The organism is Bacteroides sp. AM23-12, assembly GCF_003434395.1.
Lineage (GTDB): Bacteria > Bacteroidota > Bacteroidia > Bacteroidales > Bacteroidaceae > Bacteroides > Bacteroides thetaiotaomicron.
In genome coordinates, this window is the sequence record NZ_QTLF01000015.1 from 60,775 (window position 1) to 87,571 (window position 26,797).

General features: G+C 40.1%; 13 protein-coding genes. 8 read left to right on the top strand and 5 right to left on the bottom strand.

Annotated features, from left to right (window positions below):
* Positions 1-24: 24 nt before the first annotated feature.
* The 4 genes from DW640_RS13735 to DW640_RS13750 all read right to left on the bottom strand — a co-directional run bounded on the left by DW640_RS13735 (position 25) and on the right by DW640_RS13750 (position 10,403).
* Positions 25-2,181, bottom strand: coding sequence for an alpha-galactosidase (locus DW640_RS13735; RefSeq protein WP_008767394.1), 2,157 nt, complete (start codon positions 2,179-2,181; stop codon positions 25-27).
* A 24-nt stretch (positions 2,182-2,205) separates the two neighbouring features.
* Positions 2,206-4,152, bottom strand: a complete 1,947-nt coding sequence (locus DW640_RS13740) for a sialate O-acetylesterase (RefSeq protein WP_074858316.1) — start codon at positions 4,150-4,152, stop codon at positions 2,206-2,208.
* Positions 4,153-4,160: 8 nt separating this feature from the next.
* On the bottom strand, positions 4,161-6,182 hold the full coding sequence (locus tag DW640_RS13745) for an alpha-galactosidase (protein WP_182427056.1): 2,022 nt from the start codon (positions 6,180-6,182) through the stop codon (positions 4,161-4,163).
* Positions 6,183-6,359: 177 nt separating this feature from the next.
* Positions 6,360-10,403, bottom strand: a complete 4,044-nt coding sequence (locus tag DW640_RS13750) for a hybrid sensor histidine kinase/response regulator transcription factor (protein WP_117578493.1) — start codon at positions 10,401-10,403, stop codon at positions 6,360-6,362.
* Between the two features lie 167 nt (positions 10,404-10,570).
* Here DW640_RS13750 and DW640_RS13755 point away from each other — a divergent pair, with 167 nt between their 5' ends.
* The 5 genes from DW640_RS13755 to DW640_RS13775 all read left to right on the top strand — a co-directional run bounded on the left by DW640_RS13755 (position 10,571) and on the right by DW640_RS13775 (position 20,944).
* Positions 10,571-12,997, top strand: a complete 2,427-nt coding sequence (locus DW640_RS13755) for a glycoside hydrolase N-terminal domain-containing protein (protein ID WP_011108674.1) — start codon at positions 10,571-10,573, stop codon at positions 12,995-12,997.
* A gap of 217 nt (positions 12,998-13,214) precedes the next feature.
* Positions 13,215-16,376, top strand: coding sequence for a TonB-dependent receptor (locus DW640_RS13760; protein WP_016269154.1), 3,162 nt, complete (start codon positions 13,215-13,217; stop codon positions 16,374-16,376).
* An 11-nt stretch (positions 16,377-16,387) separates the two neighbouring features.
* Positions 16,388-18,403 carry a RagB/SusD family nutrient uptake outer membrane protein gene (locus DW640_RS13765; protein ID WP_117578495.1) on the top strand — a complete coding sequence of 672 codons (2,016 nt, stop codon included), beginning with the start codon at positions 16,388-16,390 and terminating at the stop codon, positions 18,401-18,403.
* A 19-nt stretch (positions 18,404-18,422) separates the two neighbouring features.
* Entirely contained in the window at positions 18,423-19,631 is a 1,209-nt protein-coding gene (locus tag DW640_RS13770) for a DUF5000 domain-containing lipoprotein (protein WP_016269156.1), read from the top strand.
* A 20-nt stretch (positions 19,632-19,651) separates the two neighbouring features.
* Positions 19,652-20,944 (top strand): DUF4998 domain-containing protein, encoded by a 1,293-nt coding sequence (locus tag DW640_RS13775; protein WP_011108678.1) that lies wholly within the window; start codon positions 19,652-19,654, stop codon positions 20,942-20,944.
* Between the two features lie 144 nt (positions 20,945-21,088).
* Here DW640_RS13775 and DW640_RS13780 read toward each other — a convergent pair whose 3' ends face one another.
* Positions 21,089-22,816 (bottom strand): right-handed parallel beta-helix repeat-containing protein, encoded by a 1,728-nt coding sequence (locus tag DW640_RS13780; protein ID WP_233525443.1) that lies wholly within the window; start codon positions 22,814-22,816, stop codon positions 21,089-21,091.
* A 199-nt stretch (positions 22,817-23,015) separates the two neighbouring features.
* Here DW640_RS13780 and DW640_RS13785 point away from each other — a divergent pair, with 199 nt between their 5' ends.
* The 3 genes from DW640_RS13785 to DW640_RS13795 are packed head-to-tail and all read left to right on the top strand — an operon-like array spanning position 23,016 to position 26,687.
* On the top strand, positions 23,016-23,687 hold the full coding sequence (locus tag DW640_RS13785) for an SGNH/GDSL hydrolase family protein (protein ID WP_090613173.1): 672 nt from the start codon (positions 23,016-23,018) through the stop codon (positions 23,685-23,687).
* 31 nt (positions 23,688-23,718) lie between these two features.
* Positions 23,719-24,624: a glycerophosphodiester phosphodiesterase family protein gene (locus tag DW640_RS13790; protein WP_090613176.1), complete on the top strand. Its 906-nt coding sequence runs from the start codon at positions 23,719-23,721 to the stop codon at positions 24,622-24,624.
* A gap of 38 nt (positions 24,625-24,662) precedes the next feature.
* Positions 24,663-26,687, top strand: a complete 2,025-nt coding sequence (locus DW640_RS13795) for a glycoside hydrolase family 97 protein (RefSeq protein WP_090613179.1) — start codon at positions 24,663-24,665, stop codon at positions 26,685-26,687.
* The last annotated feature ends 110 nt before the right edge of the window (positions 26,688-26,797 follow it).

Here is a 26,797-nt window from a genome sequence, read left to right on the forward strand (position 1 = left end):
TATGTTTCTTATGTCTATGGCTTTTTATTCTTCTGTTATTTCAATGAGACGGCTGTTGAGCTGCTGTGTTGTGAAAAGATCCAGTCCGACGTTCATTAGATATTCTCCGGAGAAAACCTGGTTGTTACCCTTCAATGAGGAACCGCTACCGGGCATCATATTGATTTCCTTCACACGGTACTTCTTGTCGGCATTCAACCCTTGCAGGCGGACAGGCAGTGTCTTTTCCGCATAGCGCGGATGGATATCGAAGGCGAATACCGCAGCCGTTTTCTTGTCCTTGCCTACAAACATGGAAGAAGTATGGTTGCTTCCGTAAGGAGAAACGAGGCGATACAAATCACCTTCAAGGATGACAGGTTTCAGACGGTTGTAGTTCTTGACTGCCTGATCACAGTAAAGGTGCTCATTCTGATTCATGTCTTCCAGTTTGATGTCGAATCCTAATTTGCACATCATGGCTACATCGGTACGGAACTTGATACTGGTTCCACGATTCCAAGTAGTGACGTGGGCACACAGTGTCTTACTTGGGAAGATCTGCGAATAGCCCCATTGGATAAACAGGCGTTCGATAGGATCGGTATTGTCGCTTGGCCAAAATTCTGTGAAGTACTTCAATGCTTCATAGTCGGAGCGTCCGCCGCCACCGGCACACAGCATCATCGGAAGATCAGGATATTTAGCCTTGATTCTGTCCAGCACCTTGTAAAGTCCGCGCACATAATCAACGTACAAATGAGACTGTTTATCTTTCAGATACACCGAATAGATATTCGTAATCGGGCTGTTGCAGTCCCATTTGAAGAAAGCGATGCCGGGATATTTGGTCATCAGGTTGTCCACCACGCCGAATACATGATCCTGTACTTTCGGATTGCTAAGGTCGAGCACCATCTGGTTGCGGAAGTAGTATTCATCACGGTTAGGCAGATGAATCACCCAGTCCTTATGCTTTTCGTAAAGCTCGCTTTTGGGATTCACCATTTCCGGCTCTATCCATATACCGAACTTGATACCTTTCTTTTGTGCTTCTTCAACAAGACGCCCTACTCCGTTCGGAAGTTTGTCGGCAGTCTCTTCCCAGTCGCCCAACCCCTGATGGTCACTGCTACGAGGATATTTGTTGGCAAACCAACCATCGTCCAGCAGGAACATATCTACGCCCAGCTTGGTAGCCTCATCCATCAAGCCGATCAGTTTATTTTCATCAAAGTCAAAATAGGTAGATTCCCAGTTGTTGAGCAAAGTCATGCGGGTATCATTACCGTTTTTCACCTGATGATTGCGCGCCCAGTCATGGAAGTTACGGCTGGCCTCACCTTTCCCCTGCGTGCTGTAAGTGAAATAGAAGTCCGGAGTACGGAACACTTCTTTGGCGGGCAGGCTGTATTCAGAGTCGTACGGGTTGATACCGCTGATAATGCGCAGTTCGTTTTTATTGTCCACTTCGAAAGTAAAACGGAAGTTACCCGTCCACCCGATAGTTCCTACCAGCACTTCGCCTGCATTCTCCTGCGAAGGATTGTCAAGAGCCAGCTGGAAGAAAGGAGATACAAACATATTGGCACGTGCGCCCAACTTCGTATCGATCACCTTTTTGCCGAAAGCCAGTTCTCTTTCGGTCACGTTGGCTTCGTGTGCCCAGTCACCGGAAAATTCAGTCAGGAAATACTTGCTGCTGTTCAGGTGAAGCATTGATGAAGCATACTTGCAAAGTATCACAGGTTTCTTCTCTTCATGGCTGATTTCAGTAAACGTACGGATAATGTTCTCTTTGCCGTAAGCCACATAATGCAACTTCACGGTCACAGGGTATTTATCATCCTTAAGGGTAATTACGGTTTCGTTGACCCCGTTATCGATGGCATTGCTCGAATGATCTACGTATTTCAGCAGCAATGAAGAGTTATTATCGTTATGACGTATGTGAATAGCCGGTTCAAAGTAGTCCTCCATACCGTGAGTCAGATAAGCTTCAGTCCCTTGTGGCAGATACTGGATATCGGAATCATGGTTAAGCTTTTTGCCCAAGTATTTCTGATACAGACGTCCGTTGTCAGCTACTTGATAGATAAGGCTGGTCCGTTCGGTTTCTATTTTGATCAGAGGCTTGTCGGCAGCCTGCAAAAGAGAAAAAGAACTCAATAGAAAAAAAAGTAAGAATGCTTTTAATTTCATGGTTTACATTGTTATGGTTGATATTTATTCTCTGGTGCGGAACGGGGGTACGGGAAGCCCGCTCTTGCCATATAGATTACAAACAGGATTGTCTGCCCACGCATAGCAAGCCGCCGTCGGTATTTCTATCCGGTCGGATTGCAGAATGACTTCTTTTCCCCGGATGGTAGCCTGTGCCGGAACGTATTTCCCGTCCGGTCCTGCCAGTATAAAGCCTTTCGGAGCCCCTTCTTTGGCTACTACTTCCTGATCGAAAGTAAGAATCAGCGTACGTCCCGAAATGCGGTATCCAAGGAATGCGGGCACTTCGTATGTACCTTTGTTATAGGTCTTCGTCAATGCCGCTTGCGCCAGCCGCTTTCCTACTTCCTGTTTGTTTTTCGGGTGGATATCATAAGCTTCGCCGAGGTCGATGGCACATGCCATACCTGTATTAGGCAGATGCAGCGCATGTGCCTGTGCATCACGGAGAGCCGCCCATTTGGAGTCCGGCTGCACTTCTTCGGGCTTCAGATAATTGGCCAACTGCACAAAGTAGAAAGGAAAATCCTGTTTCCATGCCCTTCTCCAATCTGTAATCATTGATTGGAAAAGTACTCTGTACTGCTCGTCGAATCCTACATTATTTTCTCCCTGATACCAGATAGCACCCTTGATAGGAAAAACAGTAAAAGGATGTATCATTGCATTGTAAAGTACGGTCGGGTAACAGGATGTCGGCCAGCCGGTTCCTTCGGGAGACAATGGTCTGGAAGGTGCATCGGTCATCGATACTCCAGTGTGATAGTTCCAGTTGCCCGCCAAGGAAATCTTCTTGCCGTTCGCTTCCATATACATCTGCTGAGGTTCTCCATGGATACCACCTTCACCTCCATAATCTATGGCACGAATGGTGATAACCCCTTTACCTGCCTTTGCCAAGGTTGCGGGAATCTTATAGGTACGCATCGTATTACATCCCGAAGTTCTTCCTATCTCTTTTCCGTTAAAGTAAGTGACGTCGTCGTCGTCGATCATAGCCAGATGGAAGGAGATTTCCTTGCCGCTCCAGTCAGCAGGTATTTCCACTTCTTTTTGGAACCAGACAGTACCGTCAAAATTCAGTCCGCGAGTTTCCCAGTAGGCGGGCAGTTCCATCGGTTTCCATTCATTCCCTGTCTGAAGAGCTGATATCCATTGGGGAACTCCGTCTTTGAATCCGGGATCCTTGGCATCAAACTGCTGAAGCCACTCGTCCATTTCCCGATGGTAAAGTTCGACAAGTTTCTCTCTTTGGAAGCCTGCACTTTCCATTTCGGCCATCTTTTTCTGGAATCCCATGACTTGCTTCAATGTCTGATGGCTTGTCCACGATTCGGCAGGTGTGCCGCCCCAAGTACAGTCAATTACCCCAACGGGCACATTCAGTTCTTTCCACAACTTACGGGCATAGAAATAAGCAACGGAAGAAAACTCCGGTACAGTAGCGGAACTACATTCCTGCCAGCCGTTCATATTCATTTCTACATTATCCTGCGGAGAGAAAGCGACGGTCTTCTTTACCTGCAACAGACGGATGGAAGGATAATTGGCATCGGCAACCTCCTGTTCGTAATTCATCACTTTTCCCCATCCGGCAACGGGCATTTCCATATTCGACTGACCGGAACATATCCAGACTTCTCCCGATAGGACGTTGTTCAGCACCAGCTTCTCACCATCCGAAACAGTGATCTGAAAAGGTCCTCCGGCAGGCGGAGTCGGGACTTCTATACTAAAATGACCATCAGCTGACGCTTTAACCGTATATTTCTCATGATTCCAGCTCACCTTCACAGTCACTTGTTTACCGGCTTTCGCTTTTCCCGGTAACGTCAGCTGACTGTTTTGCTGAATAACCATATTATCGGTAAAGAATGACGGCAATGTGACCTTCGCTTGCGCAAAGGCTGCCACACATAACGATAAGAGTGTTAATTGATATTTTTTCATTTCTTCGGTTATTTAAATTCAAGTAATTGCACGTCTTTGGAGGGTACGGTCACTTCAAGCTGTCCTGTGGCAAAAGTCTCATTGCCGCTCCACAACTCCTTCACCTGATAGTTGCGTGCCTTGTCCAATCCTATTCTTTCTAACGAAAGCACAGTTGTCTGTTCCTGGTCCGAGTAGTTGAATACCGCACAATGGAAACGACCATCGGGTGTCTTCCTTACAAAGATATGTTCCGACTTCTCTCCGTTTCCTTCCACGGGACGGAACACTTCTCCTGTCGCTACTGCATTCACTGCCGCATTGGTCAGATATTTCTGTGATTTCTCTTTGGCGTCTTTTCCTCCTCCCGCACTGAAATCGTCTCCTGTAATGTAAATACCCGTAATGACACCCGAAGTAATACGGGCACGGTTTTCTCCGTCGGTAGCATCTCTCAGTACAATATGATCGGCATCATTATATTGATAGATATACTTCTGCCACCAGCCGTATGAAAGAGCATTCAATGTATATTCGGTATCCTTGATCTGATTCCACGCATCACAGGCTATTCTGCGTGACTGCGCATACTGGGCAGGGAAAACAGGAGAAATGGAGAGATTGATATACATATCTCCAAAATATTGATTGAGAAGTTTCATGCCATAATTATATCCCTGTATACCTGTGGTAATCTCAGGATTATACCATTTGTCCGCTTCCATCGCACCGTGTGTCATGAAGTCCATCTTCACATACTCGAATCCTGCACGGTGGAACAAACCGGAAGTCTTCTTCATCATAGCTTCCACTGCCGGATGCGTTGGATCGACTGCATAAGCACCGTCCAGTTCCTGCGGCTTTCCGTTGGCATAGAGATAGATATCTTTGTATTTATATTCCGGTGCGGCATCTACCGTCCGTTCCGGATCGCGTGCCCAGTCGGTGAACGGAGTCCAGTAGATACCACCGATCTGTCCGTTCGACTTACACTTTTCTATAAATGATTTCAGTTGTTCCTCATTCATACAGTCCCAACCGGAGTCCAGACCGATATAGACAGTCTGATCAAGGTTTACAAAATGATTATTCTGCAGATTCTCCTTGAAATAATCGGAGACTTCCATCGCTTTCTCATAAGTCAGATTGAATTGTAATGCCCCCCAGCTGTTCCAACCAAATGGAACAGCTTTCTCCCATGCTTTGGGAGGGGCAATTACAGCGTTGGCTTTTGCATACGCTTCAAGTCCATCGCACCAATCTTCAAAGAAACCCAAAAAGACTTTAGGGGATTTAATCTTTTTACCTGCTAATGCACCGTGAGCCTTTACGTCACGAGTCTGCTCATCTGCTATGCCCCCATAACATACCAGCGAACCAATGTTATCACGATCCCCCTTACCTATTGAAATACCTGTTTTCCAGTTATCATGTTCTACGGAGCCGATCACCAGACCGTTCCGGCTTTCATTATTGAATATGGCTGTCACTTCATAACTCACCAATGTATCGAAACCAAGCGGGTGAGACTGATATCTGATCCATTTGTCATTGTCGAACGGAACAAAAAGAGCACGGTTATCACCTGCCTGCAAGAATCCGGATATAGAATCGACATTAACAGGAGCCATTCTGCCGGAACGGATTTCCTCTTTCGCTTCGACCGTAAAATCGGTCAGTATATATTCCTTACCCGGATAAAGATAGAAATACTGAGTCAGCTTCGGAAGCTCCTTATCCGTATACTCCACCTTATATATATGTCCTTTCCCGAAAGAATCGGAAACTTTGCCCGTACTGATTTTATGACGGGCATAGTCACTTGTCTTGATCTCCTTCCCTTCCCATTGATAGGAAGCATACATTCCGTTACAAATATTTTTTGACTTATAAGTGAGTGCTATTCCCCCTTGCTGATCATCGTAAGTTATATTCCATACATCGGTAGAAAAAATCTTGTCTCCACTGGCACAGTTGGAAATGAAAAGAAACAGAAGAAGCATCAGGGATACTCCCGACATTTTTTTTAGTAGTAGCTTTTGGTTTTTCATATGGTACAATGTTCTTATGTAAAAAAATAAAGCATACCCGAATAAGAAACCTTTTTCTCTTATTGAGGTATGCCACAAAGGTAAGGATTGGCATCTCCTTTACTATATACAAACGATTCAAAAAATGATAAAAATACGGCAAATAAGCTCCAATGCGGGCTAAGAGAGGTATTTTATCTATTTTGTGCCCTCTCCTGCCTCGACATTCTTTATCTCCTGCGTGATAATGATCTGCTTGCCGGATTGATATTGTTTCTCAAAATCTTTGGGTGTCATGCCGAATTGTTTCAGGAATAACTTGCTGAAATAAGACGGCGAATTGATGCCGACCATATAGCAGATATCTCCGATCCGGTATTTACCTTCCTGGATAAACTCGGCTGCCTTTTTCAACTTGATCAACCGGATAAAATCGAGCGGAGACAAGTTGAACAGTGTCTTGATTTTCCTTAACAAACTAGAACGACTCATGCAGAGTATATCCGCCATCCGTTCTACACCGAAATTATCATCGGTTATGTTATCTTCAATGACCTTGATCACTTTATTCATAAATTCCTCGTCCGCCTTGTTCATCTGCATATTGTTGACAGAGAAGAAGGGGCGTTTCGCAAAGGCTTCTCTTTCCCTGCGCCTGTTGTCAAGCAAGGACAGGACTTGTTCTTTCAGATAATTGAAAGAGAAAGGTTTCTCAACGTATGCTTCCGCACCATATTTCAGACCGTTGATTTTGCTGTCGATGTCATTCTTGGCTGTCAGGAAGATAATAGGAATATGAGAAAGCTCCATATCCGATTTTACTTCCTTGCAGAGTTGGTATCCGTCCATTACAGGCATCATGATATCACTGATGATCAAGTCGATATGGCCGCTTCTCAATATTTCCAGTGCTTCTATCCCGTTCATCGCTGTCTCTACGGTGAAGTTTTCCTGCAAGCGTTCGAGAATAAAGGTCAGCATACTTTCGTTGTCTTCTACCAACAGAAGGGTATATCCATACATATCAGCCGTGACGGGCGTATGTTCGTCCAGCTCGACAATGTCTTTCTGTATGGCTTTGTTGTTCTCCTGTTTAATGCCCTCCATATTCAAAGGAATGGTCAGTACAAACATATTGTTTTCCTGACGGGTATCCAGATAGATCGTGCCTTTATGCAGGGATGCCAGCGAACGTGCCAGAGACAAGCCGATGCCTACTCCATTACGGGGCTTCTCCTTTCTGTCCACCTGATAGAACGGTTCGAATATATATTGGCTGACTTCCGCCGGAATCTTGTTTCCGTCACTGGTAACACGAATCGTAAAGCTGTCTTCTCCCTTTTCCAGTTCTACCAGTACATTCTGGCTGGCGTACTTCAGCGCATTATTGAGCAGGTTGCTCAGTATCTTGGTGATTGCTTCTTTATCTACAGCTGCCCACACCTGCTCTTCTGTCGATTTTAACTGCAATTCTTTCCGGTTCAGGCTGAACGTCACTTCAAAGCGTGCCACGATTCCGGCAAGAAGTTCGGTAATGTCCACGCTCTCAAATTTCATGGTCAGCTTGTTGGCACCGATCTTCTGGAAGTCCAGCAGTTGTCCGGTAAGTTCCAGCAGGCGTTTGGTGTTCTGGACCATCACACTGATATACTTCTTCATCTTGGGCTCCTGTATCTCCATTTCCTCAATGGCTTCGAGAGGACCGTTGATCAGTGTCAAAGGGGTACGCACTTCGTGCGCTATCTCTGTGAAGAAGTCTACTTTGGATTCGTACAGTTCCTTCTCTTTTTCGATCTCGAACAGTTTTTGCCGTTCTTCCAGTTGTTTCTCCTTGCGGCGTTTGTACCATAAGATGGTGCCAACCACGATCAGGATAATGCATACGGTATATACAATGTAAGCGATGATAGACTGCCACCACGGAGGAAGAATGATAATAGACAGAGAACGTGTGGACGACTCGGACTTACTGCCGTGAGTAGCCTGCACACGGAAGGTGTATTTTCCCGGCGGAAGTTTGGCATACGAGATGTTCTGGTTGCTGGCTGCCCGTACCCAATCCCTGTCCAGCGGTTCCATACGATAATAGTATTGGTTGGACTCGGCAGTAGAGTAACTGAGCAAGGCCACGTCAAAACTGATATTGGCCTGATCATAAGGCAGGACGATTTCATCCGTATGTACGATACATTGTTTCAGGGGTGAGTCAGGAGTATGCACTGTCACTTCCTTATTATATATACTAAACTTGGAAATGTAGACAGGAGGAAGCGGCCTTTCCTCCTCCTGAACAGTAGGATCGAACGCGATCAATCCGTCCACCCCGCCGAAATAGAACCTTCCATCCTGAGCTTTCAATGCCGATTGATAATTGAACTGATTACCCAGCAATCCATCCTTATTGGTAAAGACACGTACATCTCCATTCTCGGGATTGAACTTGACCAATCCTTTATTGGTGCCAAACCACAGATTTCCAGCATCATCTTCCAATATGTTGTAAGCTACATCGTCCGGCAGCCCGTCTTCGATGCTGAAAGTGGTAAAGTTGTCCTGCGCTTCATTATATCTGCATATACCGCCACGGTCGGTAGAGAACCATATATTCCCTTTACTGTCCTGCATGATGGAGCTGACGGAGTTGGAGCTTAGAGAGTTGTCAACTCCTTCCTTATAAGAATAATTCTTATAAGAATTATTCTTAGGATCACATTTCCAAACACCATTTCCCATAGTAGCAAGCCAAATTGTACCATCTCTAGCCTCCATTATATCGAAAACCCAGTTATATCCTACTTCTTCCACACGGTGAAATTTCCTTTCCTTAGGTTGTGATACATATAATCCCCACCCAGGTCCTATCCAAGTACGACCTTTACTATCTTTTAAAAAACTATATACACTTCCTTCTTCAATACCCAAATCCTTATCACTGACGTATTTAAGATGTTCACCAGGTATACTAATATCATTCATTCCTTGTTTAAATAATCCAACATATATATGATTTTCATAATGTTTTACTGATAGTGTAATGAGACGACCTGGAACATTATCATATATCTGATGTACTTTACCTGTTCGAGGATCCAATACATTAACACCATTATCTTCAGTACCTATCCAAATACACCCATTATTATCTTCTGCCAATCCACGGATACGTTTGGTATTTAAAGAATATGGATCGCTTCCCGGTACATATTTAGCAAAAGTCAAGATACGATTAGGCAGATAGTTGACACCTCCAAACATTGTTCCAATCCAAATTCCTCCTTCATAATCTTTATAAATAGAATAAATACTATTATCCGATAAACTAAATGAACGCATCAGGTCTTCTTTCAAATGAATAACATTATTTTCTTTCTCATTAATAATGAAAATTCCATGAAGAGAACCTACCCAAATTTCATCTCCAAAACACATTACATCTCGCAAAAATGTTTTTTTCTCACCAAGGAACGAAACTTCACTCAACTCATCTGTTCGAGTATTATATTTCAGCAAATCTCCTTCATGTATTCCCAAAATAGCATTTTCTTTCTGAAAACAAATACTTATAATTGTTTTGTCAATTAACGAACGTCCCATTCGGTCTGTCAAATATTGTTCAAAATTATCATCCCGATAATTGTACTTGAATAAACCTATTCCTGATGTACCTACCCATACTTCGCCCTGCTCATTGATACAAATACATTCCGGATTATTATTTTTTAAATTGTCTTTATCTATCAATGAATAATGATGTACCTTTCCGTCTTTATAACGAAAAAGTCCCTGATCAGGAATCAACACCCAAATATTATCTAGTGAATCAGACAGAATTTCCGCTACCCAGTTATCAAGAGTTATTCCTTCTGATGAAGCTATTTTGAAACGTTTAAATACATCAACCGCCGGATTATATATATAAACACCCCTGTCTGTTCCAACCCATAAATTCCTTTCTTTATCCTCAAAAAGAGCACCAATATTATGATTACCTGTACCCTCCTCCAAATCATCGCAATCGAATTGGAGAATAGAAGTTCCATCATAGCGGTTGAGCCCATTTTTTGTCCCAAACCACATAAATCCATAGCTATCCTGCAAGATTGCTTTTACATTACTCTCTGATAAACCATTTTCTCCATTAACACGGGTGAAATAAAAATCAGAATATTCCTGAGCAAAAATACAAATAGATAAGAATAGCAATCCATTTATGAAAGCTAATCGTAGTAGGTGTTTCTTCATAAATTATATAGCGGTTATATTTGGCTGTGCGCGCAAATATACACTAAAAAACAGTATATAAAAAGGAGTTGACGCATTTGTTTCAGTAATAGCCGCATTTGTTCATTTTTACTTTTCCCTTCTCCTATACCTTTGCAATATCATTTTGAAATAAACTATTTTATAACATGAGAAACGTAACATTAGGCCTGATAATAGGGGCCGCACTTCTAGTTAGTGGTAGTCTGTCACTGAAGGCAACCGAGAATAAAATGAAATTATGGTATGATAAACCTGCAGATGAATGGATGAAGTCTCTTCCTTTGGGGAACGGTCGTCTTGGTGTAATGATCTATGGTGGCATAGAAACAGAAACACTCGCTCTAAACGAATCAACAATGTGGTCAGGGGAATATGATGAACATCAGCAACGTCCATTCGGAAGAGAAAAACTCAATCAAGTAAGAAAGCTATTTTTTGAAAATAACTTGTCAGAAGGTAATCACGTCGCAGGAAATATGATGGCAGGTAGCCCACATTCAGTAGGAACACATCTTCCCATAGGTGACTTGAAAATAAATTTTTCATATCCTCAAGGAGAAATATCAGATTATCGCCATGAACTGGATTTACATACTGCTATAAACACAGTTAGCTATAAAGTAGGTAATACTGAATATATACGCCAATGTATCGCTTCTAATCCAGATGACGTAGTTGCCATGCATATAAAAGCTAGTCGTCCAAAAGCAATAACGATGGAACTTGAATTGAAATTACTCAGACAGGCAAATGTAGTAGCATCCGGTAACCAACTTATTTATACCGGTAATGCAGAATTTGAAAAACATGGTAAAGGAGGAGTACATTTTGAAGGACGTATTGCTGTACAAATAAAAGGAGGAACAATAAAAGCTGAAGGGAAAAAACTTTATATTGAGAAAGCTACTGAAGTCACTTTATTATCTGATGTACGTACCAATTTTAAAAACAATACGTTCTCTGGTTACAACTACAAAATAAAATGTGAGAAAACAATTGAATTAGCATCAAAGAAAGATTTTAAGACTCTGAAGAAAAAACATATAGAAGACTATTCTCCACTTTTCTCCCGGGTAGGACTTTCGTTTGAGCATCACGCAAAGTTTGATCACCTACCAAACGATGAACGTTGGGCACGGGTAAAGAAAGGAGAATCTGATCCTGGATTAGATGCATTATTTTTCCAATATGCCCGCTATCTGTTGATCGCTTCTTCACGTCCTAATTCTCCTCTACCTGTAGCTTTACAAGGTTTTTTTAACGATAACCTCGCTTGCCATATGGGATGGACTAACGATTATCATTTGGATATCAATACTGAACAAAATTATTGGATTGCTAATGTAGGTAATTTAGCAGAATGTCATCTCCCTCTTTTTGACTATATTAAAGATCTATCAATTCATGGTGCAAAAACAGCAAAAGATTTATATGGTTGTAAAGGATGGACTGCACATACTACAGCCAATCCATGGGGATATACAGCTGTATCAGGTAGTATTCTTTGGGGATTATTCCCGACTGCATCTTCTTGGCTTGCCTCTCATTTATGGACACAATATGATTACACACAAGATAAAGATTTTTTAAAGAATACCGCATATCCATTATTAAAAAGTAATGCTGAATTTCTATTAGATTATATGGTAATAGACCCACGAAATAACTATTTGGTAACAGGTCCTAGTATCTCGCCGGAAAACAGTTTTCGCCATCAAGGACAAGAATTTTGCGCATCTATGATGCCGACTTGCGACCGTGTACTGGCTTATGAGATATTCTCGGCATGCCTGCAATCTACGGAAATATTAAATGTCGATGCCTCCTTTGCCGACAGCCTCCGTACCGCTATCAGCAAACTCCCTCCTTTCCGTATCAGCACAAACGGAGGAGTACAGGAATGGTTTGAAGATTACGAAGAAGCACATCCCAATCACCGTCACACCACACACTTATTATCCCTCTATCCTTATTCTCAGATTACCTTAAATAAAACACCCGAATTAGCAAAAGCTGCCCGAAAAACTATTGAAAGACGTTTAGCAGCCAAAGATTGGGAAGATACAGAATGGAGTCGTGCTAACATGATTTGCTTTTATGCCCGATTAAAAGACTCTGAAAATGCTTATAATAGTGTAAAACAATTACTTGGAAAACTATCACGTGAAAACATGTTTACAGTTTCTCCCGCTGGTATTGCCGGAGCAGGTGAAGACATCTTCGCTTTTGACGGGAATACAGCCGGAGCAGCAGGTATTGCAGAAATGTTATTACAAAGTCACGATAATTGCATTGAATTATTACCGTGCTTACCTAAAGAATGGAAAAACGGAAATTTTAAAGGACTTTGTGCTCGGGGAGGTATTGAAATAGATGCGAGTTGGAAAAATAGCCAAATAGTAAATGCAGTACTAAAAGCTACCGCTCCAATAGAATTTACTCTTCGTCTATCAAATGCAAAACTATACTGTTGGAAGCTGAACAAAAAAACATTCATTCCTAAAATAAAGGATGATGGACTAATTTATATATCCATGAATAAAGGAGATAATCTTACCATAATCATCCCTTAATAACAATTTTGCAGTAAATGCGTTATTTTTTGCTGCGTTTATACACTATTAAAATAACACATTTACCTAATTTTGACTCGTTGAATTTAGAAAATTATCACATTAAATCTAATAATATATGAAACGAATTCGAGATTTCCCCACCACTGACAAGACAACGATCTAGTTGCCTGAAATGTATTAACCTAATATTAATTTTAAATTATCCATGAAAAATATGAAAGAAAGACTCTTTTCATTCTTTAAAATGAATCGACTGATTCCAGTCATACTCTGTCTTTTCTTTGCGACAAGTATATATGCGCAAAATAGAGAAGTGAAGGGTATAGTGACAGGTGACGATAATGAACCTATGGCAGGAGCTACCATCAAAATAAAAAACAGTCAAGGTGGTGCAATTGCAGATATTGACGGAAAATTCACTATGCGAGTAAAAACCGGAGATATATTAGAAATTTCGTTTCTTGGCATGAAAAAGCAAGAAATAAAAGTAGATAGTAACGACTTTTACTCTATTAAATTATTTCCTGAAGCTAATGAGTTTGACGAAGTAACGGTAGTTGCTTTTGCCAAGCAAAAGAAAGAGAGCGTAATTAGTGCCATCTCTACAGTAAATCCACAGGAACTGAAAGTACCGAGTAGCAATCTGACAACCGCTCTTGCCGGAAGAATGTCCGGACTAATTGCTTTCCAAACAACAGGTGAACCCGGTAAGGACAATGCTCAGTTCTTTGTGCGTGGTGCCACAACATTTGGTTATAAAAAAGATCCTCTTATTTTGATTGACAACATTGAATTGAGTACAGATGATCTTGCCCGCTTGAATGTGGATGACATTGCTCAATTTTCTATTATGAAAGACGCTACAGCCACTGCTTTGTACGGCGCGCGTGGAGCAAATGGAGTAATCCTTGTGACCACTAAACAAGGAGTCGCCGGAAAGCCGAAAGTATCCGTCCGTGTAGAACAATCAGTATCCACTCCTCGAAAGAAGGTGGAATTAACAGATCCTATCACCTTTATGCGATTAAATAATGAAGCTGTAAACTCTCGGCGTGATCCTAACAATCCTGCCGCCAGCGCTAATTACACAGTTTATAGTCAAGAAAAAATAGAAAATACAATTGCTGGTACCAACCCATATTGTTATCCAGCAGTAAATTGGTATGATGAACTATTCAATAACTACGCTCTTTCTACAAGAGTAAATGCTAATCTAAGTGGAGGAGGCAGTGCAGTACGTTATTATGTAGCAGCTTCATATACCAAAGACGGAGGAGTGATCAAAAATGATAAACTCAACAACTACAACAGTAACATTAACTGGCAACGTTATTCTGTTCGGTCTAATATTAATATGGATCTTAGCAAGACTACAGAATTCTCTATTCGCGTCAATGGAAATTTTGATGACTATACCGGTCCGTTGGACAGTGGTGAAGGACTTTATAAGAAGGTAATGAAGACAAGCCCTGTTATGTATCCTAAAAGTTATCCTGCAACAGGCGAATATGTCAATGCTACGCATGTGCTATTTGGTAATGCCGATAAAGGAGCCTACATTAATCCATATGCAGATATGGTTAGAGGATACAAAGAATCCAATAATTTATTGGTAGCTGCACAAGCAGAATTAAAACAAAAGTTCGACTTCGTAACCAAAGGATTGGATGCCCGAATCTTAGTTAGTACCACTCGCTCTTCTTATTCCGACCTTACTCGAGCTATCAATCCTTATTATTATCAGGCCGACTATGACAAAGAAACCAATAGTTATACATTGACTAACATTGTAGAAGGGGAAGAGTATTTGTCATACAATCAAGGAAGCAGAAATATCAACACTACCAACTATGTAGAAGCTGCCATCAGCTATAACCGAACATTCGGTGTGCATGCCACTAGCGGAATGTTAGTATATACTCGCCGAGAAGAAAAAAGATCAAGTGAAGACACTCTACAGAAATCACTACCACGCAGAAACCAAGGGCTAGCAGGTCGCTTTACCTATGCTTACGATTCCAGATATTTTGCAGAATTCAACTTTGGATATAACGGTTCTGAACGGTTTGCTGCTCACGAACGATACGGTTTCTTCCCTTCCTTCGGTTTAGGGTATATCATTTCGAACGAAAGCTTTTGGGAGCCATTATTAAACACAATGGATAAACTGAAATTCAAAATGACCTATGGTCTGGTAGGTAATGATGCCATTGGAAGTTCAGATGATCGTTTCTATTATTTATCGGAAGTAAATCCAAATGATGGTGGACGTGGCCAATATTTTGGAACAAATTACGGCAACCAAATGAATGGTGTATCTATTTCTCGTTATCCCAACACTAATATTACATGGGAGAAATCAAAGAAAGGGAACTTTGGTATTGAATTAGGTATGTTCAACAGTGCATTAGAAGTTCAAGCTGACTTCTTCTATGAACGTCGTACTCAAATTTACCAAAACCGCGCCTACATTCCTTCTACAATGGGACTTTCTGCCGGAGTAAGTGCTAATATAGGTGAAGCATCTTCCCGAGGAGTTGATTTATCAGTCAACTATTCTTATATTGCCAATAAAGATTTCTGGATAAAAGGAATGGGTAATTTCACGCTTGCCAAAGGAAGGTATGAAGTCTATGAAGAACCAGATTATGCTAGTTACGGACAAGGGTATCGTTCTAGAATAGGGCAACCAATCAACTTTAATTACGGATATATCGCCGAACGCCTATTTATTGATGAAAATGATGTTGCCAACTCTCCCTCACAAACAAGTTTCAATGGTGGAGCCATGCCGGGAGATATTAAATATAAAGATTTAAATAATGATGGAAAAATTACTAGTGAAGACCAAATTTTTCTCGGTTATCCTAATCAACCTGAAATTACTTACGGATTTGGTTTCTCTACCGGCTACAAAGGATTCGACCTCTCTATGTTTTTTCAAGGAAATGCAAGAGTATCTTTTTTCATCGACCCTAGAAACACATCTCCCTTTGTAAACTACGATGCAGGTGGAAAGACGGGTGTTCAACAATGTTTGGATGTTATAGCCAAAGATCATTGGTCTGAAGACAATCGTAATATATACGCATTTTGGCCACGTTTATCTCCCACACTTGTTGAAAATAATATGCAAACAAGTACCTGGTGGATGCATGACGGATCATTTATTCGTCTGAAAACTGTAGAATTAGGCTATACATTCTCGCAAAAAGCTCTGAAAAAAATAGGTGTACAATCTTTGCGCCTATACTTAACAGGAAGTAACCTACTAACCTTCAGCAAATTTAAACTATGGGATGCAGAAATGGGTAATAATGGCCTAGGATATCCTATTCAGCGAGTATATAACCTCGGCATTAACATTAACTTCTAAAAAGCAATGATATGAAAAAAATTACGAAATATATTCCGACTATCATTTTGACGTTGCTTTGTTCTTGTTCAGATTATTTGGATATAGTTCCCGATAATGTGACAACATTGGACATTGTATTCAACAACAGAAATACAGCCGAACGCTATTTGGCCAACTGCTACCATTTTGTTCCAGACCATGGATCTGTCAAACGAATTCCCGGCATGGGAGCCGGACACGAATGTTGGTTCTATACTACTAATGACTCTCACTTTGACAATGAAGTCAGCTTTTATATAGCCCGTGGATTACAGAATATTGATGCTCCTTATGCCAATTATTGGGACGGAGAAGGAGGCAGTAATCTTCCCATGTTCCGTGCCATTAGAGAGTGTAATATCTTTCTTGATTATGTAAGAGATCAGCATAAAGTGAACGACTTGACAGATTCTGAACGAAAAAGATGGATCGCTGAAGTAAACGTACTAAAAGCCTATTACCATTTTTTCCTATTTGAACACTATGGCCCTATTCCTATTGTAGACAAAGCTCTTCCTGTATCGACTGATCCAGAAGGAGTAAAAGTTACCCGCATGCCGGTAGATCAAATAGTTGATTACATGGTAAAGCTCATAGACGACTCGTACAAAGACTTGCCACCAGTCATCACTATGGAAGCTACAGAAATGGGACGTTTGACACAACCTGCAGCATTAGCCCTTAAAGCCAAAATACTGCTGTGGGCAGCTAGTCCTCTCTTCAATGGAAACAAAGATTATGCAAATTTCAGAAACGAAAAAGGAGAACCATTCATCAACCAAGAATTCAGCCATGAAAAATGGGTGAGAACAGCTGAAGCATGTAAAGAGGCCATAGAATCTGCAGAAACCAACGGATGTCAACTTTATGACTGCAGCATGGACATGTCTTATAGCCAGGACCTACCAGAAGAAATATTTTACAGCATGAATATTCGTCAAACAGTAACAGAACGTTTTAACTCCGAATTGATATGGAGCGTAGGCAAACAGGGTACCAATGAACTGCAAAACCTATCGATGGCTTGTATCGTTCCTTCTTTGCAACAAGGAAGTGGAAACGGTCAAGTAACAGGCAGTATTTTGCAAAGCAGGGCAGCAGGTGTATATGCTCCTACACTGGAAACTGCAGAACAATTTTACAGTAAAAATGGAGTGCCCATTGACGAAGACAAAGAATGGTTAACAAGCGGAAACTATGATAATCGTTACACAACCCGACAAGTGACTAGTGCTGATAAATATAACATGCGAACAGGCTGGACCACTGCCGTACTTCACTTCAACAGAGAACCCCGCTTCTACGGGTCTCTCGGTTTCGATGGTTCCACTTGGTATGGTAACGGACGTACAGATGTCAATGACTTGAATTATGTAGATGGTAAATATGGAAGAAACTCTGGAAACAAATGGGGATTTAACTACTCCATTACAGGTTATTTCGCTAAAAAAGTAGTATATTATCAAAATGCTATAACTCAATCTTCACAAGTAGTCTACGAATACCCATTCCCTATTATCAGATTAGGCGACTTGTATCTAATGTATGCAGAATCACTTAATGAAGCTACAGAAGGTGATAATAATGTACCGGAAGAAGTTTATACATACCTACGGAAGGTACGCGAACGTTCTGGATTGAAAAAAGGTGTACTTGGACAGACCGAAGATATAGGAGATGTCAGAGTAGCATGGGAAAAGTACAGCAATGATCCTACCAAACCTAAAACTAAAGATGGGATGAGAAGTATCATCAAACAGGAACGTAAAATTGAACTTGCGTTGGAAGGACATCAATACAATGATCTCAGACGATGGAAAGACGCTTCAAAAGAACTGAGTAAATCCATTAAAGGATGGAACGTACAAGGAGAAATAGAGGAAGACTTTTATAAAGTCACAACTCTCTTTGTTCCTCGCGCATTTACAACTAAAGACTATTTGTGGCCTATAAAAAAACAAGACTTACAAGTAGACGACAAATTAATTCAAACGTATGGATGGTAATTATAAACATCGAAAAACAATGAAAAAAAGAATCTTATATTATATATGGATGGCATGTGCGGCAGTATTGCTACACAGTTGCGAAGATGTAGAAACTCATAAACCTTATGGGGATGGCAGTGGACATGCTCCTGGTACAGTACAAGTGACTTCCTATGAACAAATTCCTGGTGGAGTGACATTGAAATTCATTGCTCCAACAGACGAAGATCTATTGTATATCAAAATAAAATATACACTTGACAATGGAAAAGAAATGGAAGCACGTGCTTCTCTCTATACTGATGAAACGACAATAGAAGGTTTCGGAAATACGAATCCGAAAAAACTAGTAATCTCAGCCGTTAACAAAATGGAGAAAGAAGGAGAAGCTATCATCACCGAAATAGTACCTGGAAAACCGGCATACCTTACTGCCATTGAAGAAATAGAGGTAAATCCTACATTCGGAGGTATTTATATACATACTACAAATGGAGGCAGAAACTATCTCATCTTTGATGTATCTACAAAAGATTCAAAAGGTAATTGGAATATAGAACATACAGAATATACTTCTGTAAAAAACATCGGCTTTACACTCCGAGGGTTCTCTGCCGAACCACATGATTTTAAAGTTCGTGTCCGCGATCTATATGATAACCAGTCAGAAGAATACTTAACAACCTTGACACCACTATATGAAGAAAAATTGGATTTGACCAAATTCAAAACTTTCTATCTAGCCAATGATATAAAGATGGACAACGCAGGTCATACTTTGGAGTCTTTATTCAATGGAGATCATGGATTAAACAGTTGGAATTATGCTCACGGTTATGACTTTAATCCTTCCGAGTTTCCTGTATGGTTTACATTCGATATGGGTCAAACCGCTCAATTAAGCCGCTTCACCTCATGGCAACGCTCCATGGGAGGTAGTTATTACTATCGTGCAGGTGCTATCAAAGAATGGGAAGTATGGGGACGTTCTGATTTACCATCTTCGGACGGAAGTTGGGACGGATGGACCAAACTGGCAGATTGTGAAAGCATAAAACCTTCCGGATGGCCCGCCGGTTCAAATTCAGAAGAAGATATAACATATGCTAGTAAAGGAGAAGAATTTGAATTTCCGGCAGATATTCCTCCAGTAAGATACATTCGATTTAAAATACTTTCTACTCATGACGGTGCCGGATTGGTAGTTATGCAGCAACTTTGGTTCTACGGAACCCCGATACAATAACCTTTTAACAAAGCAAAAGTATGAAAAAAATAAATATATTGATTCTCTGTAGTATCCTGTGCTTTTTCTATTCATGTAATGGCATGCTGGATGGCATTCAGCCTTATCTAGACGAGGGAGAAAAAATCTATGTAGGAAAACTTGATTCACTCAAAGCTTTTACTGGAAAAAACAGAATCAAAATAGAAGGAAAAATGATGTACGGTGTAAATCAGGTAAAATGTGTTATCAGTTACAAAGATCCTATTACATTGGAAGAAAAGTTTAAAGAGTTTCCAATAGAACGTACGGAACCACGAGAAACCTTCGAATTTATGTTAGAGAATTTAACAGAAGGACAATATGACTTCTCGATAGTCACCTATGATCCCAAAAACAACACATCTATCCCGACAGAGGTATCTGCTTATGCATATGGCGAACTATACCAACAAGCATTAACCAACCGGATTTTACATAGTATCTCTCCTGAACAAAAAGAAATTGTAAATGAAAGTGGACAATCAGAAAGAATATGGGCAGCCAAACTGAATTGGAATATATCAAGAGGAGACGGTTTAGTAGGCTGTAACCTTGAATATGAACGTCAGGACGGAACTTTAGGCTCGAAATATATTTCAGTTGACGAGACTACAACAGAACTCGACAATTTTAAAGCTAATGGAATACTCCGGTACAATAGTATATATAAACCGACAACAACTTCCTTGGACGAATTTGTTACAGAATATAAAGAAGTTACATTGCCTTCCCAAAGTTACATTGGCATTACAAAAGACCTAACCAGTCTTTATATTAAGAATGCCGGATATCCATTTAGAGGATATGATGTAAACAATAAATGGGGAAAACCTTACGATTGGAAATGGAATGAAGTTATGGAAACTAAAAATGCCAATGGAGGTGCCGGCTTCACAGAATATAACGATGGAACAATTCAGTTCGAAACAACACAATGGAGTCAGGGATATTATGACAACGGAAAGATCTGGCAAACATTTACTTTACCAGAAGGAAAGTATGAAATGCGTATCGAAGTAAAAAACGCCGCAAATATAGGTTCTGGCAGTACCAATATCCATTTTGCTGTAGCTCAAGGCGAATCACTACCTGACAATGAAGAATTGGAAAAGTCAGACATTATCCTCTCTTACCTCAAATTTGAGTCAGAACATACTAATAAAACATCTGCCTTACCTATATTTGAACTAACAGAAGAAAAAACTATTACCGTAGGCTGGGTAGTATCTTTCTCAGATATCTGTAGAAATATAGAATTTAAGTCAGTAAGATTGTGGAGTGTAGCTGAATAAAGTTCTCCATTTTATTAAACTATTCATCAAATGTTATTCTTATAAAAATAAACCCTGGAAGTTTGTATTATAAATTTCCAGGGTTTACTATAATCAAATCTTTTACTATATATTTATCTATTTCTTTTAAAATTGAAATAGAATTCATTTAAATAGGTGGTGCAACTGTACCCGATTTTCTTTTATTGTAACTTCATTACAATTATACATCTGAATAAAATCAGACTCTTTATTTTTTTCAGTATCTAGAGAATAAATCAAATTATGACGTATCATCAGGCCATCAACAGCCTTCGCTCGAATGGCACATGAGCTATTTTTTCTCATATAAAAATAATTTTCTTCAATAGTAATATTTTTATGAACCGCCCCTTTATATTCTCTATTCTCCGGATCAATGCTAATAATCGGTTCTCCACAGTTTAAAAACGTATTTTGACGAATAGTCAAATCATGTACCGGTCCTGACTCATACCAGCTTAATCCATCATCGGCTACAAATATTCCACTCATTTGCATGCCGTAGAATGTATTTCCTTCTATCAGAGACTTACGTCGTGTTGTGATAAGAATCCCTCTGGTTGGTACTCTTGCAAAGTAATTGTTTGTAATCCGCACTTCCGGTGTCCACGTCACGTTCTCAACAACCAGGTCTTTCTGTTGCATTACCTCCGAAGAGAGTGGACTTGACAGAGTGAGTTCCATTTCTCTTGGTGTTACTAATTTTGCGTCTTTTACTTTACACTTCCCTACTACCAACAAAGAACGTGAATCAACAAGTTCTATATCGTCTCCTTTAAAAAAGGCTTCAAATCCAAAAGTCTGGTCATGCATAAAACGAAGTTTTAAACGATTGTCCGACAAAAATTCTATTACTCGCAAATGTGTACCATGTATATTTATAGGATCATCGTGTGCACCTATAAAACGGGAATTCTTAATATCAATCATACCACGGCAACCAGAAACCTGAATAAAATCAGCAAATCCCGCATTAGTACGTCCTGAACCTGGACGAGGAGCAAAGTTACAACGATCAACAGTAATATTCTCACTGTATTGACAGACTACCCCGAAATTTCCTAAATAATAGAAGTTGATATTCTCCAACAGTATTCCCTTACTTCTGTTTACAAATCCACTCACTTCGTCACGGAAAGAATCGCGCATCTGAAAAATAGTATGTAGTCCTACTTGTGGTTTTTCTTTATATTGCAGATATAACACATTTGGACGAAGTTCTACTGTACGAAGCAAATTCTCCATCGGACTCCAAGAACGCCAAGTCATTTCACTTATACGGTCATACGACTGCGCTATTCCGTTCTTAAAAGACCAACCATCACCATACCATTCCAACTGTGCGTTTACAATCCGATATTGGGATGTGGGATGTACCTGAACAATCAAATAATCATTCCCCTCTTCCAATACTTCAACCTCCGTTTGAGTAGGATGTTTATAATCTATATTAAAATTTTTCAAAACAATACCTTCACATTTATCAAGTACGAAACTTGTCATTTCACCATTCATCAATAAAGTTGACCCACAACCATCAATAGTGACATTCTTTAATGTATTAAGATACAATCCGATATGTTTAGTCGGATCAGGATCATCCAACTCAGAAGTCGTATTTGATATATAATATAACACTTGTGATGATTTCGCACGGTCTAACTGATAAATTCCCGGTGAAAACTTTACAGTAACCGGCCTTCCTTTACAGTCAGCAGCTTTTTTTAAAGCTAACGCTATATTTTCAATATCTTTTCCCTGCTCCGGAAAAACCTCTATTATTCTAGACTGGGCAAAAATAGCCAACTGGATGAACCAAACGCTCATCATAAATAAAATGTACTTTTTCATGATATTGATCTTCAAATTTTACTTTTTTCACAAAGATAGAAATTATCTATACCCTATTATAGATATAAAGCAATCAAAAAATAGAATGTTTGCTGCAAATATTTCATTTTTTGATTGCTTTGTACACATATAATCTTTCTGTTATTACCTAATTTTGTATCCGAACCTATATAACATAACCAATTAAAAAAAGAAAATAATGAAACACACCTTTATTACATTTATTCTACTGTCTCTTTGTATTTTCACTTATGCACAGAAAAAGATTGCACGTGAATATATCGAATGGTCTGATATTTGGATTCCCGGAGCTAACAAAACAGATCTTCCACACGTACTGCTCATCGGAAATTCCATCACACGCGGATATTACGGAAAAGTAGAAGCAGCTCTGAAAGAAAAAGCATATGTAGGACGGCTCTCCAATTCGAAAAGTGTAGGTGATCCGGCTTTAATCGAAGAACTGGCCGTAGTACTCAAAAATACAAAGTTCGACGTTATCCATTTCAATAATGGTTTGCACGGATTCGATTATACAGAAAAAGAGTATGATAAAAGTTTCCCAAAATTAATCAAAATCATTCGTAAATACGCCCCTAAAGCCAAGCTGATCTGGGCAAACACCACTCCCGTCCGTACCGGAGAAGGAATGAAAGAGTTTGCCCCTATCACCGAACGGTTGAATGTACGTAATCAGATTGCACTGAAACATATCAATCGTGCCGGCATAGAAGTGAACGACTTATGGAAAGTAGTAATCGACCACCCCGAATATTATGCAGGCGGAGACGGGACACATCCGATTGACGCAGGGTATTCAGCTTTAGCAAATCAAGTGATTAAAGTTATAAAGAATGTATTAGTACATTAAACCTTATTCATTCTATTTTAATATGGCAATAATGAAAAATCAAAAATCAACTCTATTATTAATTATCTATTGTTTATCAACCTGCATAGTAACGGCACAACAACATGTAGAAACAATTAAAAATACTTTCTTAAATCCAAAATCAAACAAAGTGTTAGTTGTTGCTCATCGGGGAAATTGGCGTAGCGCACCGGAAAATTCAACTGCTGCTATTGACAGCGCCATTGCTATGAAAGTAGATATTGTAGAAATTGACATTCAGAAAACAAAAGATGGACAATTGATTCTAATGCATGATAATACATTAGATCGTACTACCACTGGAAAAGGAGAAATTAAAAACTGGACTCTGGCAGATATAAAAAAGTTAAAATTGAAAGATAAGGATGGAAAAGTAACAAATTATGTTGTGCCCACTTTAGAAGAAGCTTTGTTAACAGCAAAAGGAAAAATCATGGTTAATTTAGACAAAGCATATGACATCTTTGACGATGTATACGCTATATTGGAAAAAACCGAAACCCAAAATTTAGTAATCATGAAAGGAGGACAGCCTATAGAAACTGTCAAACGAGAATTTGGTTCTTATTTGGATAAAGTTTTATATATGCCAGTAATAGATTTAGGTAACAAAGAAGCTGAGAAAATAATCACAGACTATTTGAAAGAATTACGTCCTGCTGCTTTCGAAATTATTTATTCAGACCCAAAAAATCCGCTTCCTCCAAAAATAAAACAATTACTTTTTAAGAAAAGTTTGATTTGGTATAACACATTATGGGGATCACTTGCAGGAAATCATGATGATAATCTTGCACTGACCGATCCGGAAAAAAGCTACGGTTATCTGATCGAACAGCTAGGAGCTCGTATTTTACAAACAGATCAACCTGCTTATTTGCTCGATTATTTAAGAAAAAAAGGTTGGCACAATTAAATTAATAACATCTTTAATTCTCAATAAACCACAATTATATGGATAAGAAAAAAATCAGTTATTTAATACTCCTTTGTTTATTCTCTTTAAGCTGCACGTTACAGGCAGAGAAATATGAAACGGTTTCTCCTAACGGAAAACTGAAGATTAAACTGAAAATAGACAAAGGTACCCAATACGAAGTATGGTACGATAATACACAACTTATACTCCCTTCTCCCATCGGATTACATCTGGCGGACGGAAGAGTAATCGGCAACGGAAGTGTAAAGTCGGTAAAGAAAAGAAAGGTGAACCAGACTATAGACGTCCTTGTTGGCAAAAACAAAGAATTACAGGATACATATAATGAACTTACCGTTTCTTTCAATGACAGTTGCGACCTTGTAGTACGTGCTTATGATGAAGGAGTGGCCTATCATTTCGTCACCCGTCTCAACGGAGAAATTACAATCATCAGTGAAGATGCCATTTTCAACTTTGCTTCCACCCCAACCATCTATTATCCGGAATGCGATGCTAATTATTCCGGCGAAACGGATCAATCCGGACGTACCCATCAGGTACATCAAGGATATAGAAACTTTGAAAGACTCTATAAAGTCTACAAAGGTCCGTTGGAAATTCCTTACGAACGTTTTGCTGTTTCTCCGGTATTATACGAATATCCCGATTCTCCTTATAAAGTGGTCATAACGGAATCAAATACCTATGATTATCCGGCTCTGTATATGGAATCCAACGGCTACAACTCCATGCGCGGAAAATGGGCTAATTACCCAAAAGAAACAATAGACTCCGATCCTTCCAATCCTTACTACTGGTATTCCAATCATTTGGTTGTTACCAGAGAGAATTACATCGCAAAGACTGATGGAAACCGTAGTTTTCCGTGGCGTGTCATCATCGTTTCGGAAGATGACAAATCATTATTGAACAACGAACTGGTATACAAACTGGCCGATCCTTGCCGTCTGACCGATACTTCCTGGATCCAACCGGGAAAGAGTGCATGGGAATGGTGGCACAAAGCCGTTTTGGAAGGTGTTGACTTCCCCAGTGGAAACAAGCAGCTTTCTCTCCAGTTATATAAATACTACGTAGACTGGGCTTCAAAGAATCATATCGAATATATGACCTTGGATGCCGGATGGTCCGAAGATTACATCAAAGAACTATGCTCATACGCCAAAGAAAGGAATGTGAAGATTATCGTCTGGACATGGGCTAGTTGCGCCAGAGAGAATCCGAGCGACTGGATCGCTAAAATGCACAGCTACGGTGTATCCGGAGCAAAGATCGACTTTTTCGAACGGAATGACCAGATAGCCATGCGATGGGGAAAAGAATTTGCAGAACGTCTGGCCGAAAAGCAAATGGTAGCTATTTTCCACGGTTGCCCGGTCCCTACCGGATTGCATCGCACGTATCCCAATATACTGAACTATGAAGCAGTAAGAGGAGCGGAATGTAACTTTTGGGAAAAGACGTTGACTCCCGAATATCACACTCGTTTTCCTTTCATCCGCCTGTTGGCAGGACCGGCAGATTATACTCCGGGATCCATGAGAAGTGTCACTCAGGATGAATTCAGACCGATGGATATAGATAATACTCCGCCCATGAGCATGGGAACACGTTCGCATGAATTGTCCATGTTTGTCATTTACGACCAATGGATGGCTTATTTATGTGACTCACCCACTGAATACAATAAATATCCGGATGTACTCGACTTCCTTTCCAAAGTTCCCGCAGTTTGGGATAAGACCTTGCCATTGCAAGCAAAATTAAGCGAATACATCGTGACAGCCAAACAAAAAGGCAATGACTGGTATGTGGGCGGAATGACCAACTGGGATGCCCGTTCTACAGAAGTGAACCTCAGCTTCCTGAAAGACAATGTCTCCTATCAGGCAACTATCTTTAAAGACGCTCCGAACTCCTACGAGCAACCTAAAGAATACATGGTAGAGAAAAGAACAGTGGATAGTAAAACCATATTGAATATAAATATGGCAAAAGGCGGTGGATTCGTTATTCGTTTGGAAGCAGAAAACTAATATCGCTATGAATGAAATTTAAATGAGATAATTACATCTCAAAGAACGGTACCATCTGATACACGGAATGGTACACTCCAATACATCAAACGGTACCATCCAGTATATTG